General features: G+C 45.4%; 13 protein-coding genes. 1 reads left to right on the top strand and 12 read right to left on the bottom strand.

The window, feature by feature from the left end; genetic code table 11:
• Nucleotides 1-3: 3 nt before the first annotated feature.
• The 7 genes from GQF01_RS03700 to GQF01_RS03730 form a co-directional block, all read right to left on the bottom strand.
• Nucleotides 4-2301, bottom strand: a complete 2298-nt coding sequence (locus tag GQF01_RS03700; RefSeq protein ID WP_161405525.1) for a helix-turn-helix domain-containing protein — start codon at nucleotides 2299-2301, stop codon at nucleotides 4-6.
• Nucleotides 2302-2401: 100 nt separating this feature from the next.
• Nucleotides 2402-3313 (bottom strand): hypothetical protein, encoded by a 912-nt coding sequence (locus GQF01_RS03705; RefSeq protein WP_161405526.1) that lies wholly within the window; start codon nucleotides 3311-3313, stop codon nucleotides 2402-2404.
• A gap of 22 nt (nucleotides 3314-3335) precedes the next feature.
• Complete coding sequence (locus tag GQF01_RS03710; RefSeq protein ID WP_161405527.1) at nucleotides 3336-4898, bottom strand: extracellular solute-binding protein; 1563 nt, start codon at nucleotides 4896-4898, stop codon at nucleotides 3336-3338.
• A gap of 33 nt (nucleotides 4899-4931) precedes the next feature.
• Nucleotides 4932-5756: a hypothetical protein gene (locus GQF01_RS03715; protein WP_161405528.1), complete on the bottom strand. Its 825-nt coding sequence runs from the start codon at nucleotides 5754-5756 to the stop codon at nucleotides 4932-4934.
• Nucleotides 5757-5863: 107 nt separating this feature from the next.
• Nucleotides 5864-6739 carry a carbohydrate ABC transporter permease gene (locus GQF01_RS03720; protein ID WP_202556061.1) on the bottom strand — a complete coding sequence of 292 codons (876 nt, stop codon included), beginning with the start codon at nucleotides 6737-6739 and terminating at the stop codon, nucleotides 5864-5866.
• An 18-nt stretch (nucleotides 6740-6757) separates the two neighbouring features.
• The gene (locus GQF01_RS03725; protein WP_161405529.1) at nucleotides 6758-7714 is read right to left on the bottom strand and encodes an ABC transporter permease; all 957 of its coding nucleotides are present in this window, start codon (nucleotides 7712-7714) and stop codon (nucleotides 6758-6760) included.
• A gap of 265 nt (nucleotides 7715-7979) precedes the next feature.
• Nucleotides 7980-9260, bottom strand: coding sequence for an adenylosuccinate synthase (locus tag GQF01_RS03730; protein WP_161405530.1), 1281 nt, complete (start codon nucleotides 9258-9260; stop codon nucleotides 7980-7982).
• Nucleotides 9261-9370: 110 nt separating this feature from the next.
• Here GQF01_RS03730 and GQF01_RS03735 point away from each other — a divergent pair, with 110 nt between their 5' ends.
• The gene (locus tag GQF01_RS03735; RefSeq protein WP_161405531.1) at nucleotides 9371-10249 is read left to right on the top strand and encodes a LysR family transcriptional regulator; all 879 of its coding nucleotides are present in this window, start codon (nucleotides 9371-9373) and stop codon (nucleotides 10247-10249) included.
• Nucleotide 10250: 1 nt separating this feature from the next.
• Here the strand turns inward: GQF01_RS03735 and GQF01_RS03740 are convergent, their stop codons facing one another.
• The 5 genes from GQF01_RS03740 to GQF01_RS03760 all read right to left on the bottom strand — a co-directional run bounded on the left by GQF01_RS03740 (nucleotide 10251) and on the right by GQF01_RS03760 (nucleotide 15333).
• Nucleotides 10251-11156 (bottom strand): NAD-dependent epimerase/dehydratase family protein, encoded by a 906-nt coding sequence (locus GQF01_RS03740; RefSeq protein ID WP_161405532.1) that lies wholly within the window; start codon nucleotides 11154-11156, stop codon nucleotides 10251-10253.
• Nucleotides 11157-11209: 53 nt separating this feature from the next.
• Entirely contained in the window at nucleotides 11210-12088 is an 879-nt protein-coding gene (locus tag GQF01_RS03745; RefSeq protein WP_161405533.1) for a MerR family transcriptional regulator, read from the bottom strand.
• Nucleotides 12078-12782: a PIG-L family deacetylase gene (locus GQF01_RS03750; protein ID WP_161405534.1), complete on the bottom strand. Its 705-nt coding sequence runs from the start codon at nucleotides 12780-12782 to the stop codon at nucleotides 12078-12080. Before GQF01_RS03750 ends, GQF01_RS03745 begins: the two co-directional genes overlap by 11 nt.
• Nucleotides 12779-13090 carry a DUF1806 family protein gene (locus GQF01_RS03755; RefSeq protein WP_161405535.1) on the bottom strand — a complete coding sequence of 104 codons (312 nt, stop codon included), beginning with the start codon at nucleotides 13088-13090 and terminating at the stop codon, nucleotides 12779-12781. The genes GQF01_RS03750 and GQF01_RS03755 overlap by 4 nt, the downstream gene beginning before the upstream one ends.
• 86 nt (nucleotides 13091-13176) lie before the next feature.
• Complete coding sequence (locus tag GQF01_RS03760; protein WP_161405536.1) at nucleotides 13177-15333, bottom strand: hypothetical protein; 2157 nt, start codon at nucleotides 15331-15333, stop codon at nucleotides 13177-13179.
• Nucleotides 15334-15497: the final 164 nt, after the last annotated feature.

Here is a 15497-nt window from a genome sequence, read left to right on the forward strand (position 1 = left end):
GTTTTAAGACTTGTATGCTCGATATTGCATGTTATTATGGCGTTCCTCCCGGTACGCGCCTGGGGTAATCCCAACTAGCTTGCGGAAAGAACGGATAAAATTCTGTGAATTATTATATTGAAGTTTCTGGGCGATTTCCGATACTTTCATGTCGGTTTCTTCAAGCATTTCCTTTGCTTTCAACAGGCGATACTGTAGTAGATAGTCACTGAAGCTGATACCTAGTTCTTGACGCAGCACTTTGCTGATGTAACTTGGGTGATAATTGAGCAAGGTGGAGCATGACTCCAAACTGATTTCGCTGTCGAAGTTGCTGTGAATTAACTGTGTGACCTCTTCCGAAATCGACTTATGTCTTGTCCGTCGCTGTTCGTCATAGACTTGGATGATGGGATCGATCACCTTGCTTCTGAACCAATGCCGTACTTCATCCACGGATGATAGCGCATTCAACTGTTCAAGCAGCGGGAGCTCCCCTTCCGGTATATCGACCGTTGCCCCTCCACTTTCCTGAAGCAGCCAGATCAGGTTGACGAAAAACCTCGTGACAGCGATCTGATAGTCGTTATAGTTTACATACTGGCGGGAGATTTCCTCGAAAAATTCATTTAGCAATTCATGGGCTTTGTCCCGGTCCGCCATTTTGACCGAATCGCGAATTTGTCTCTCCAACTCCTTCGGATATACCGTCGTCACATGATGTGCTGGCTGTACGTCGTCGATATGCAGAATCGTCTTTTGTCCGTACATCACTCGGTATTTCAATGCATCTATCGCTTCCTTGTAAGCCTGGTTAGCATATCTTAACCCATCATAGGATCTGCTGATCCCGATACTAATCCGCAGCTTTAAATATTGCTCAAGCGTATCCTGCACATTTTTGGCTAACGTATATATGTAAGTGCGGAAGTCCTCTGTTGCCCCCGGTTCCTCAAATACAAGCGTTACTTGCGATGACTGCAAGACGATGGGGAGCAGTCGATGCGCCGGAGGTATAAGATCGCTGACCATGTTGTTGATCGCAAATAACAGCAGCTCACTGTCCCGCTCCTCATACCGAGTACCCTTGAGCGTATCCATCTGAATCGTGAGTACCGCCATGCGCCGGCCAGCCACGTTCATGACGCCAAGCTTTTCATTGATTTCGTACGGCTTGAAGTCACCGCGAACGAGCTTTAGCACGTAATATTCCTCTAGCTGGCGCGTATGACTTCTGAGCTGGTCTGCCATCTGCACCTGATCACTGCGCATTTTCATGAATCCCTCATTGATCATTCGAAATTCATCTATCCGCTTACGCTTCGGATCCTGCTGTGAAAACAAGGATAGATATAACCTTTGTATCGGTGCGTACATCCGTTGGGAGCCTGCCCATGAAATCAATACAGCAAGTAATAACATGATCACGCATGTAGCCAATATTATCCACCCGGTTCTCCGCGACTCGAACCTGATCTGTTCAATAGGAATTAAGGACATATAGATCCATCCGTTGAACGAAGATCGTTGGAACGCCACGCCGACCTGGGTACCGCCTACCAAAGATTCAAACAAGCCGGATTTCTCCTCATTTCCACGCAAATTCCCTATAATCGTCTGCAAAGTTGCCGTATCGACCAGCCCATTCTCACTTTGAGTCGCCAATACGGAGTAATCTTCATCTAGAATCATCACTTCACCAAGTGTATTATTTTTGGCTAGGAAATGGCGAAGCTGCCCGCCGTTTATTTCGACGATCAGCATGCCGAGCGGCTTTTCAGTGAAAGCTGGAACCTTTTTAACCAAACTAAATGTCAAGGCATTGTCTGTATTTCGACTGCGAAGCAAGCTTTCCTTCTCTACGTTCCAAAACTTGTTTCGGTCGATGTGCAGATAGTGGTCGATCACGGATGCCTTCTCGGGAGTCAGCGGATTGTATCCCTCTGAGTTTAAAATCCCTCCACGGCTAACATCAATCAGATGAACATCCCTGACACCGACATCGAATGTTTGTACTTGGGACATTGATCTCAGTAAATTCTGGACAAGTGTAAAATGAGACGGAGTAATGCCAGTTTCCAGTGCCTCTGTCACAAAGGTGCTCTCAGAAAGTCGTTCGATCTGCAAATCCAGCGCGCCTAGCACCTGCTCGATCCGAAGACGCGTCTGCTCTAGCACCAACACGTTGCCGTCGTTGACTTTCTGTTGAATCGTACTAGACGTTTTCACATAAAAGAAAAGCCCGAGCAGAATGATAGGCAGCGTGCTTACACCTATCGAGAACACAATCATCTTTGTAAGATACCGGTTAATTCTGAACATAATCCGCCCCCTCAGCCTCGTTCTCTTGTTGCACGCCATAATTATACTACACCGGACCGTCCTGTGGGCCGAGCCGGTGCATCATAATTTCGGGGAAAAGTTATACGGCTAAGCCGTCCCTGCCTTTTTTGCCTACATCGAGTTGGTCTTTGAGCGTTTCTTCATCAATGGCACCAGTAAAATAGCTGCTAGCGCTCATCAGATAGCCAAAGCCCATCCGAACGGCATGTGCATAATGGCTGGTCGGCTCCGCCTCGAAGGCTCTATCGATTTCATTCTGATCAGGTACCTTACCACTTCGAATCTCCTCGCATAATTGCAAGATTGCATCTTCACTGTTATAAAAGTTCGTTTCAATAATAAACCGCTGCGTTTTGGATGGAATCGGCGTGACGACTGCCTCAGCATACCGGTCCAGGTGGATAACTTGCTCCTGATGCTTGGCATGCAGTTTGCTCAGCCATCCCTCCCGATCCTCCGTCTGCGGAATGAACGTTTGAAGTCCCAACAAGGACCGCTGCCATATGGAGCGGTAAGCATCCGTGACCCCATTAACATCGACCACTGCTGCTGCTGACAAACTCTCGAGCTGCCTCTCGAAATGAGCAGTTCGATAAGGGAATGGCGTGTTCCCGTTGCCGTCATAAAACTTGCGGAAAATAAACGCATCGTGATAAATACTGCAGTCGGTTGGAAACTCGCGTGATTCCGGCTCCGCCTCGCGGAATACGACCTTCATTTGCCGGTCTGCTGCGCGATGGCACAGCCAACCGAGTACAAACGCGAGCTTGTATCCAAACCGGTCTTTTTCCTTGTTTGTATCCCAGATTGACCGGTATTTATCCAGCAGGTTGACCGTAAATTTATCACCTGAGCGGGTTACGCTGCCGAATTGGATAAATCGGATATGATCTCTCCCAGCCTCTTTGAAGGCGCTGCAAATGTGATCCGATGCAAGCATCAGGTTAAAGCAATCTTCCACTACCGCGGTGTGGGTTACATTCTCCGACATATCTCATCCTCCGTATAATGGTTTATTTCCCTTTGTTAGGGTCCGCCTGGTACTCTTTGTTCAACTCTTCCAGTACTTTATCCCCGCCGGATTTACGCCAATTGTCAAGCGCAGCCTTCCAGCCAGTCATGTCGATCTCACCCATAATGTACTTAACGCGAGCATCGTTAATAATTTTATCGAGCTGTGTGCGCTTTGAATCAAACGTCGGTGAGTTGTAAGCGGCTGCGGGATTTGTTACAAATATGCCGGATATGGCACTTGCCTCTTTTTTGGCCGTTTTAAATTTCCCCGTATATTTATCGTACGTTCCTTCCATCGCGAGAGACCCGTCGGAAACCTGCATGGCCTGCTGCAACTGAATAACCTCCGATGCATACTTGGCGGATTGTTCCGGCGTCCGGTCTGCTTTGCCGTCTTTCACGGTATAATGAATGCCTTCTCCGCCCCATTCGAAAATATTTTGTCCCTCTGGCGTAGACAGCTTATCAAAATATTGCAGAATGCGCTTTAAATCCCCTTCGCTTTTCACCGTCTGCTTCGGAATAACGAAGCTGCCCGAAAGGCCGCTGTCCATCAGCAGCTTGGTGCCGTTCACTCCCTTAAGAATACTGGAGGTATCGAGCTCAGCTTTCGGATTTATCTTGAAAAGCTCGGAGTGACGGGAGATAAAGTCATTGTCACCAAGGCGAAACCCGAACAGCCCTTTGTTACCGTTATCAATGTTCTGAACCCGCTCAGCAATGGCGAAGTCCTGATTAATCAGCTTCTCTTGGTACAGCCGCTTATACCAGTTCATTGCATCCACAAAGGCTTGACTTTCATGTGAGGGTACGACTTGATTGTTTGTAATATCCCACACATTCCCTCCGCCGGTCGCAGCCAAAATGAACTTGAAACCGCGAATGCTCTTCTCTTCGGCCAGACCGATCGTATCGTTCTTTCCGTTGCCATCTGGATCCTTTGTGGCAAATGCTTTGATAACTTCGTACATCTCATCAAGATTTGTCGGAGCTTTCATCACAAGCTTATCCAGCCAATCCGTGCGATAGATCATGCCGTCTCCAACCAATGAGCGAGCCCGATTAATCTGATAATATTTGCCGCCTACCGCAGTGCTCTTGAGCACTTCCGGATTTAACGCCTTTTGCAAGTTAGGATAGTCTTTGAGGTAAGGGCCGATTTCCCAAAACTGGCCAGCTCTCATCGCATTTTTGATATTGGATTGCACAGGCGTTCCGACAAGCAGAACCATAGGTAATTGTCCCGAAGCGATCGTGGCATTTACCTTCTCTTCGTATGTACCGTTCGGCACCCATTGAATTTGCAGATCGGTATTGGTCAGCTTTTCAACCGCTGTAATAATGGGGTCATTCTCCTTCGGCGGCTCAGACAGGACAGACAAATTCATCATTGTAATGACAAAGGGTTTATCATCTTTCGCCTGTGTGGTACTCTCCGCTGTGCCTTGCTGGTTCGTTTTGGACGTCTCCGGAGGCGTGTTGCTGCAGCCCGCAAGAGCGGCGGTGACGAACAAACTCCCTACTATCCCCATTATGCTGGATTTCCCCAAAAGATTAGCCATGAAAGATCCCCCTTAGCTTATTGTGGTTTACCTTTATACTGCCAAGAATTCTTCGAATGAGCTTAGATCGTTGGAACCAGTGAAAAATACACTGGCACTGCGCAGGCTGCGAATCGCTTGATGCAAGGCGCATGCGTACCCGCTCCGTGGTTCAACCGAAAGTGCCGCATCAATCTCACTTTGTGATGGTTTCCCGCCACTACGAATAGAGTCGGCCAGACGGATCAAAGCGTCATCTTCGTCATAGAAATTCGATTCGTTAACGTACCGCTGCACTTTCTCTAAATCGGGATCGACCACTACGATGGCCAACTGCGCCATGTCCCCCTCCCATTCCCGAATCATCTGGTCCAACCGATCAAACCAGCCCTCGATGTCATCAGCGTCCGGCACGAAGGTATGCATCTCAATGAAAAAGCGCTGCTGTTGCACACTGAATAGCTCAGCGAGCTCCTCTCGGCTGATGCCTGAGCCTCCTACATACTGCTTGCGGAACAGCTCAGCATCTTGATACAGTCCCGCCTCAGCTGATTCCGGTGTCAAATGCGCCCGCGCTGCACGATGAGCGATCCACCCAAGCGCTAATGCAAGCGAGGATTCCGCCTGTGTCTTGGGGACAAGCGGTGCTGAGAGGAAGCCAACGTCCTCCTTCACTGTACGATGGGACTCCCAATCGTTTCTATAGCGAGCCAGCAGCTCGAACGCAATCTGATCATCTGAGCGCGTTAGGCTGCCGAATTGGGCGAACGTACGGTGAGTACGACTTACTTCTTTGAACGCTTCACAAATATCATCCGAAGCGTTCATCATATTTAAGCAATCATCCACGAATGCGGTCCGAGTTAGGCTCTCAAGCATGGTTCATCCTCCATAAGTTCATATTGGTGTATCAGAGTCTGGCAACTTATCCCTTCAGGGGGAGAGCGTTCTGGCACTCGTCCATTTTGCATAGAACCTCCTTAGATTTAGCCTTTGACCGATCCGATTAAAGCCCCTTTTGCAAAATGCTTCTGCAAGAATGGATACACACAGAGGATAGGGACGGTGGAGATGACAATAACCGCCATCTTAATAATTTGTCCAGGCGGCACAATGTAGTTGGAATCAAACGTCGCTGAATCACCGAGCCCCCCGGACGAAAGGATAACGATCTGCCGCAGCCAAACTTGAATCGGCCATTTATAGTTGTCGTTAATGTAAAGAATGGCGGAAAAAAACGAGTTCCAATGGTTGACCGCGTAGAACAATGAGAACGTTGCAATAGCTGGTAACGACAGCGGCAGCACAATTTGCCACAGAATACGCAGATCATTACAGCCATCTATTTTTGCTGCTTCCTCAAGCCCATCCGGCATCTGTTGAAAGAAATTTTTAAGTACAATCAGGTTAAACGCACTAATTGCCCCAGGCAGCAGCAGCGACCAGAAGGAATCGATCATTCCGAGCGACTTGACGACTAGAAAGAGCGGAATCATCCCCCCGCTGAACAACATCGAGAATACGACACCGAGCAAAATGAACTTTCGTCCATCCAAATCTTTGCGCGACAGCGGATATGCCATTAAACAGGTGAACACCAAGTTAATCAGCGTGCCAGCAACCGTAATGAAGATAGTTACGCTCAAGCTGGTCAACAGCACCGGGGTTGAGAAGATATACTTAAATCCCTCAAGCGATAGCGTATGCGGAAACAAGACTAGCCTTCGGCTGATATATTCCTGCGGCGAGGTAAATGCACCGCCGACCACATAAATAAAAGGGAGTACAGTCACTAAACCAAACAATCCCAGAAAGATGTAATTGAAAAGATCAAACAATCTACCGCCAAGTGATTCCTTCATCCCGATTCCTCCTTCTTATTAATAAATGCCTTCCTCACCTGCTTTTTTAGCCAAGTGGTTGGCGCCAACCACCATCACAATGCCAATGACGGATTTGAACAAGTTCACTGCTGTTGAATAACTGAAATCCCCTTGCTGTATGCCGCGTTCATATACATAGGTCTCGAAGACTTCACCAACCTCGCGATTCATCGGGTTGAGCATGAGGAATATTTGCTCGAAACCAACATCCAGGAAAGAACCGAGCCTTAAGATCAGGAGAACAACGATCGTACTGCGGATGGCTGGTAACGTCACGTGAATCATCTGTTTCCATCTTCCTGCACCATCGATCCGAGCAGCTTCGTACAGCTGCGTGTCGACGCCAGCAAGTGCTGCAAGGAACAGGATCGTTCCCCAACCGGTTTCTTTCCAAATCATTTCGCCAATGATAAACGGCCTAAACCAGTCTTTATCCAGCAGCATGTTCAACTTCTGTCCACCGAATGAAGCGATCAATTCGTTAAGGATACCGCCTTCCGTAGTAAATAGAATATGGACCAATCCGACAACGACGACCCAAGAAATGAAATGCGGGATATAAATGAGGCTTTGAACAGTTCGCTTGAACACTTCCTTACGAACTTCATTCAGCATGAGTGCAATAAGGATCGGTAACGGGAAGAAGAAAAAGATGTTGTAGATCGCTAGAATAAACGTATTTTTGAACAGCAGCACAAACTCGGGCTCACTGAAGAATGTCCGGAAGTGGGTAAGGCCGACCCAATCACTCCCCCAAAACCCATTGAAAGGTGAGTAATCCTGAAATGCGATCAACACCCCCCACATCGGTGCATATTTAAAGATAAGAAAATACAGTACACCTGGGGTAAGCATGTAATAGAGCCAGCGATTTTTGAGCAGTCTTTTTTTCAGTACGTTTGAGGATAAAATAGATACTCGTTTGACGCCGGCATCCACCGTCGTTGCCTTCATGAGAGATGACCTACCTTTCTGCATGGTGCGTTTGAATAGAATGATCATAGCATCGTATGGAGTAACCGGATACAATCATCAGAAAGCCAGTTGTATACGCTTACAATCCGGGGGATTACAGCAATCAATAATCATCAGAGAACCTCGGATAATCATTATAAAGCTTATTTCTTGATCTGTATTCTGTCCTTCAGCTACCAATTTAATGGTAGATAACCAAAAAGGCTGCCTCTTGTCCTGGCAGCCTTCCATTATTTGCAGTTTCTTATATGCTTATTAGTTGTTCACGTCTAGGTCCTACCGAGACATACATGATTTTCACTTTGATGGCAGATTCTATGAATGCGACATATTGCTGAGCCGCAATAGGCAGCTCGTCAAAAGAGCGTGCTTGTGAGATATCACATTTCCAGCCCTTTAATTGTCGTAATACAGGTTTTGCTTTATCCATCTTTGGAGTCACTGGAAAATCCTCTGTTATCGTCCCATCTTCTAATTCATATCCAACACAAACTGGAATGCTATCTAGATAGCCAAGAACATCAAGATTTGTCAAAGCGACTTCCGTTGCTCCTTGTATCAGGCAGCCATAACGGGTAGCTACAGCATCAAACCAACCAACACGACGAGGTCGACCCGTTGTTGCTCCGAACTCTCCCGCATCCCCACCCAAGCGCCGCAGTTCATCAGCTTCTGTTCCATCCAACTCAGATACGAATGGTCCTGTACCTACGCAGCTTGAATACGCTTTGACCACAGCCATAACCTTCGAAATAGCATAAGGTGGCAACCCAGCACCGACAGAGGCAAATCCAGCAAGCGTTGAAGATGATGTGGAATAAGGATAAATGCCATGATCGGGGTCACGAAGTGCACCTAGTTGTCCTTCCAGCAATATCGGCTCACCTTTCTCATACGCCTTATGAAGCATAATCGTGGTATCGCGAACAAATGGGCGGAGTTTCTCTGCTTGCGCTACTAATTCCGGAAGCAAATCCTCTGCTTGCATCGGTTGTCGCCCATACAGATGCTCAAGCAGGACGTTTTTTGCCTCAAGCGATTGTTTTAGTCGAAATAATAGTCGATCTTTATCGTACAAGTCTGAAACTTGAATGCCGAGCTTGGCATATTTATCCATGTAAAAAGGAGCAATCCCGCGTTTGGTTGAACCAAAACTATGAACACCTAATCGCTCCTCTTCCAATTCATCAAATAAACGATGTACAGGAAGCACAATTTGAGCACGATCAGAGACACTTAAATGCGGCTCTGGAACACCTCTTCCAAGCAACTCTTCTCGTTCTCTTAGGAAAGCATCCACATCTAACGCAACTCCTGGACCAATCACATTCCTTACTTTCGGATAAAACACGCCCGATGGAAGCATATGCAGCGCAAATTTCCCGTAATCGTTAATAATCGTATGCCCCGCGTTGCTCCCGCCTTGATAACGCACAACATAAGCCGATTCTGCAGAAAGAACATCCGTCATTTTACCCTTTCCTTCATCTCCCCAGTTTGCTCCCACAATCGCTGTAACTGTCAATGTACTCGCCTCCGCCACTTGAATTTATCTACATCAATTATTATAATTTCTAGTAATAACATTAGTAAAATTGATATAAATAATAATCATCATAAACAGGAGTAATGTCTATGAATTTCAATATGGAATGGTATCGTGTTTTCTATTGGACAGCTAAATTCGGCAGTTTAACGAAGGCTGCAGAGAAACTTCATATCACGCAACCCGCGGTAAGTCACACATTAAAGCAACTCGAACAAAGTCTTGGCGGATTGCTCTTTTTTCGGACGAAAAAAGGAGTGACGTTAACAACTGAAGGTGAAGTGCTTTTCAAATATGTAGAGCAAGCCATGCATTTTATTGAAATTGGGGAGAAAAAAATTTCTGACATGCATGAACTTATTCATGGGGAGATTAACATCGGTGCAAGCGACACGCTCTGCAAGCAATATCTGCTACCGCATTTAGAGAAATTCCATAAGCAATTCCCAGACATCAAGATCCACGTCACCAACCGAACAACCCCAGAAACCATCACGCTTCTAAAAGAGGGGAAAATTGACTTTGGCATTGTGAATTTACCTATGCCAGATCCGAACATTATTTTCCGTGTAAGTTCTCCCCAGCAGGACTGTCTCGTCGGCAATGAAGATTATGCTGCTCTAGCAGAAAGTCCTTTCCCTCTGGAGCAGCTTCATCAATACCCCTTGCTGCTCCTTGAGTCAGGAGGCAGTACACGAAGCTTTCTTGATAACTATGCGATTTCTCACGGTATACAGCTAAAGCCAGAATTTGAATTAGGCAGCCTTGATCTTCTTGTACAATTCGCACAAAGTGGTTTTGGCTTAACCTTTATTGTACGCAATTACGTAACTGAGGAGTTAAGCTCAGGCAAATTGGTTGAAATCCCCTTAACCCCTCCTGTTCCTGAGCGCCACATTGGGATTGCAACACTTAAGGGTGTGCCGCTTTCAGCTGCTTCAAGCCGCCTCCTTGAATTTTTACCGTAAGCTACGATAGCAAGGTTTTCTCTAAGGCATCATGCAAAGGTGTTGCCTGAATACCAAACCGTTTAGTGAATTTGTTACTGTCTACAGTGAAATCCTCTTGGAATTGGTACAGCATTTCAATGCTCTCTTTGGCTTCAGGTATGAACAACCCACCTAGTCTGAGCATGCCTATTCCCATCGTTCGAATTGCTGGTGGGAACCCAGCAATTTGATACGCCATATCTACAAATTCCCTTGTACTTACGGTGTCAGCATTCGGTACATGCCACACTTGTCCGAATGCGTCATCATGTTGACTAAGCACAACAAGCGCCTTGCCGAAATCCTCAATAAATGTGTACGTATGCTTCCGGTCCGGGTTACCCATCACCGTGCAGGCTTTCCCATTTCTGATTGAATGAAATAGCCTTGAACCTACGGCAGAATTGTGAACGTTCGGACCAAAAAAATCCGCCCCTCTTCCCATTGCCACCTGCAAGGTTCCGTCCTGATGTAATTTCTTTAAAATCTGCGACATTTCTGCCCTGATCTTTCCCTTTTTCGTTGTAGCCGAATAGGGTAAATTCTCGTGCATGCTCCCTTTTACCAACCCATACATATACAAGTTCTCAGCTGCAATAAGTTTGGCACCTGCAGCAACAGCTCCTGAAATGATATTATCCTGAAAAGGTATAAACATCTTGTCCCACTTCTGATAGGGAGGTTGTGAACATTGAAAGATAACCTTTGATCCCTTTATGACTTTCTTCGCTTGATCTTTATCCATTAGATCGGCTCTTTCTACCCTTACCCCCTGTGGGACAGTTGCTTTTCCACCTAAACTAACCATTGTAACTGGCTCTTCCCTCGCGATTAGCTCCCTCATCACAGACATCCCTAACGGCCCAGTTCCTAAAATTAAATTCATTGTTATCCTCCTCATATACATACCGGATAATAACAAAATAAACCCTATAGCAACTATAGGGTCAATGCTTTTCTTACAGGAACTTGCAGCTCAACAATAAACTCATCCGGCTTCATCATTTGTGCCGCATCCACCAAATACTGTTCGATGGATGAACCATTCTCAACGTATCCGTTTTCCTCAATCCATTGTAGAAGTCTACGATAGATCCGTTTGCATGACACATCGTTAGGGATTCCGGAATACAGAGCAGTAATATAATCACCTTCAGGAATCATTCGCGTATAATCCATTCCCGTTCCTGCATGATCAAGAATGATACAGAATTCCAAGTCTGATTCCGCGCGGTCGAAGGTCATAATGTTCTCATGATAAATAGTCATAATTTGATTCGTGTTTAGACTACTAACATCAACCTTCCCAAATAGCTCAGTAAATTTGACAATCGAGGGTTCCATCCCGCAAGCATAAAGCCCTCGATCAGAGATGACATAGCGGTCAGTGAAACGCTTCAACTCCACAAGCACATCGCTGTCTTTCAAACCACTTCCTATTTCCTGAAGCTGAACGATTCTAGCCGTTCTTTGCTCGATCGACTTCACGGTCTGTTCCAATCTACTAATCTCTTCTAGCATTTCTGTTTGTTTGGTTTTGAGCTTAGTAAACAGGCTCTCCAAGCTATCGTTCTTCAACATCTTCCCAATATCGTCTAACGAGAATTGCAGCATTTTCATGTCCTGGACGATCTTAATAGTTAGAATATCTCGATTAGAGTAAAAGCGATAACCGGAAAGTTTGTCTGTATGATTGGGAATCACCAATCCGATTTTATCGTAATATCGCAATGTTTGGACGGATAAATCACAAATTTTTGCTGCTTGACCTATGGAATAATATTGATCATTACTCCTATTCTTTTTTTCAAAATCCATCGGTTTTCACTTCCGACGCCCTATCCGCTTTCAAAAAGTATTCATATTTGCCAAATCTCGCTTTTGCTTCATGGTCAGGCAGCCATACCCACTCATCAATTTCGGTTTGACACCTGTGAGCACGAAACGCGGCAAGCTTAGCATCGAAATGAGCATGCACATCGATTTTGACAACATCCTTGCGGGAATACCCATAACGTTCTGGATGCTCCATCGCTTCACCAAATGAAATGAAATATAATGCCCCTCGTTGTTCTGTTCTTTGAAAAGCCGCCGTCGTCGCCTTCCCAATTGCACAGTGGTCTGGATGGCCACCCAGCTTCTCGTGAAACGTAAGTACGACATCCGGATCAACTTCTTGAATGAAATTCGCAATGCGTGTTGTCAAGTTATTCTCATCCACAAACTCAACCGTCTTGTCGCGGATATCCAAAAATAAGAGCTCCCGTATGCCCAGACTGTCGCAGGCATTCCGCAGTTCCATTTCACGGGCAGCTGCCATCGATTCACGGTTGAGATAGGGCGGATTGCCCATGCGTCGTCCCATTTCTCCACGAGTGGCACTCACTAACGTGATGTCGACCCCTTCACTGGCGTATTTCGCAAGGGTCCCTCCACATATAAACGACTCATCGTCGGGATGAGCAAACACCGCGAGCAACTTTTTCAATGGTGCTTTATCCGTGTTGTTCATTCTGGAAACGGCTCCTTTCCAATGTGCAGTGCAACATTCATCCGACCTCTGTCGTCATAGCCGGCCAACAAGAGACGATTGTTGTCATCGATCTCATAATGCGTGAGCGCCTCCATTCGAAGCCAGCCATGCCCATCAAATCGGAGTGCGGCACGAAATGGACCTTCCCCTGCTAGAAAGGCATGTGTAACATTGACTTTAAAATTGCGCACGAATACAAATGAAGTTGCTTCACTGTGAATATAAACTTCCGTCCCAATAAGGGACTGAAGCTCATCTTCAACTTTCGACCTGGTTATTTTGATCATCGCTTAGAGTCTCTTTTCTGAAAGGTTTATATGGCCATGCTACATTATCGTATCACAGCGCATCATTCAAAAGAAACAAGAATGAATTAATCCGTTGTAATAAACCAATCCGCTTTTTGTGATGCAAGCAGTTTTCTTTGTCCTTGGAATTCATCGTAAATGCTGAGTGTGTACTGCTTTAAAAATTGAGTTTTATATATTAATCCGGGATCCGAAATTGATATTTTGAAATTTTCTCGTTTACCTAGTCGAATTTTATCATCTTCATCAGCTGTAGAATCTCCATTCATCACATCGAAATCTTTGAAATCAAATTTTTTCTCGAATCGCTTTTCGCCACCGCCGTCTTCAAAAACGAGTAATAAGTTGTGACCCTCGGTACTCATTTCTGTTAACTTTTCTTTTGTTAATTCATAATTGAATTTCAAAGTAAACATGCCATCCTCAATGGAAGTTCCTATTTTATTCATTGAAATCGTATAGGGCAGCAACTCGACATTCGCCAGAGTTGTCGCAACATTCGTCTTCTCATCTGGAAGCCAGTAGGCAGCTGGGTTCACATAGGAATCAACAACATCCTTCTCTCCTTCCGCAAGTCTACCGTCTGTTACTGCTTCACCTAAGATTAAATTTAAATTGGATGTTGAATAACCTTTAGGGACCGAAGCCCATACGTTGAGTAATCCCTTACCTGACGGGCTAACTTTATCTTTAACTTCAGCCACTGTTGCAGGGAATACAGTTCCATCTGCCGAGCGGAAATTGGCGACTAACTTAGGTACTGCCAAGAATCTTTTCTCCAGATTAGTAACTTCGACCATCGCGGAATACAGGACATTCGTATTATCCCAATATGTTGAAACACCAAGAACCTTGAATTGCGACTTACGTCCGGTATCATTTGTCGTATAGGACTCGCCTTTTCCAATGAAAGGTATCGGTTGAACGTCATCTTTACTTGAAAATTCAAGTACATCTGTAGTTTTCACATTCGCAGTATCCGTTCCAACAGTGGAATCATTCTCTTCAATCTCTTGAAGAACTAATTTTATCTGCGAAAATTCATTCGAATAGGGTACCTTCCCAACAAGCTGGGCATGTACACTTTCACCTGCACCAAGTCCAATTACTTTAGCTGTTTGCACCAAATTCGCGGCAATCTTCACCGCATTATCCAGTAAGAAATAGCCTGATAACTTCGGTATAGGGAGTGATTCCTCCCCCTTGTTGCTCAGCGTCAAATCTGCTGTCAAAATGTCCTGATCATCCCAAGGGAGTCGGTGCAACGCGTTCAACTGCGCTGTGTAGATACCAGATTTACTGGTGAAAGCATACTCTTTTCCAAGCGAACCCTCATCTCCTGCGGTAATCGTGGGTAATTGGAAGGCGGCAATGGGAATATTGAGCTTCAACTCCTCAATATTTTCAGCTACAGTTAACTGCCAATTGCTGGCAGCCACGGAAACAGGAACAGAACCAGAGAGTTGAATTTCCTTGCTTTCTTTCGGATTCAATATCAAATCTTTCGTTCCCTTTGCATCCAATGGATAAACCAGCCCATCCGACGTGCGGATCGAAAAAAGATAGGAAGGGATTGTCACAGCTTGACTCCCAACGTTTTCTAAGGTCAAGTACACCGTTGGTATGTAGTACTTTTCATTTTTATTACTGGTAAACTTTGTAATGGAAGCTTTGAGATCGCTGCCGCCAACTGAAATCATGGAGTCGTCGTTAGCAGGTGTTACGTCTGTGAAGGTATCAGGTATAGCTACTTCGCCTAAAAGATGTTCAAAATTGGACTGACTGAAATCCCATTTTATAATTTGAACCACAAGATCTTGCAATTTCGTATTCGCATTAACCGTTGCGTAGAATGTGAAATCGGTTGTTGAGCCAGGAGCAACAATATTCTTATCCTTATCTGCTGGCAATAAACGTGCTGAGAACGGAATACCTGACTTGCTTTTTAAGCGTGCCCAGTAATCAGTAAACTTGAGTTCAGAGCTGCCTTCATTATGAAGAGTCACTATAAATGTGGCCATATTCCCACTTTGACTTGGCAGAAGATGAATCTGCTTGATTTCGAAATAGCTGTTCCCTGCAATGGTCAACTTGTTTAATGAAGACGAGACGGCACTCTGACTCTCACTTGCACCAGCACTTGTAGGGGCAACCATCCCTAGCAATAATGTTGCCATGAGGGCAATCGTTGTTAACCGTGTGTTTCGAATCGGTTTGCTCATTTCCTGTTTTCCTCCTTTTTTTGAGCATTTCAAATGGACTTATCTAAGAATAAGACGGAATGCTTAAATAATAAGAGGGGTAAAAATAAAATATTTCTTAAATGTACGGATATTATGAAAGCCATAAAAGGAATGAAGCTGCCAATGATATCGACAGCTTCATT

The organism is Paenibacillus silvestris (assembly GCF_009882985.1).
GTDB lineage: Bacteria > Bacillota > Bacilli > Paenibacillales > NBRC-103111 > Paenibacillus_E > Paenibacillus_E silvestris.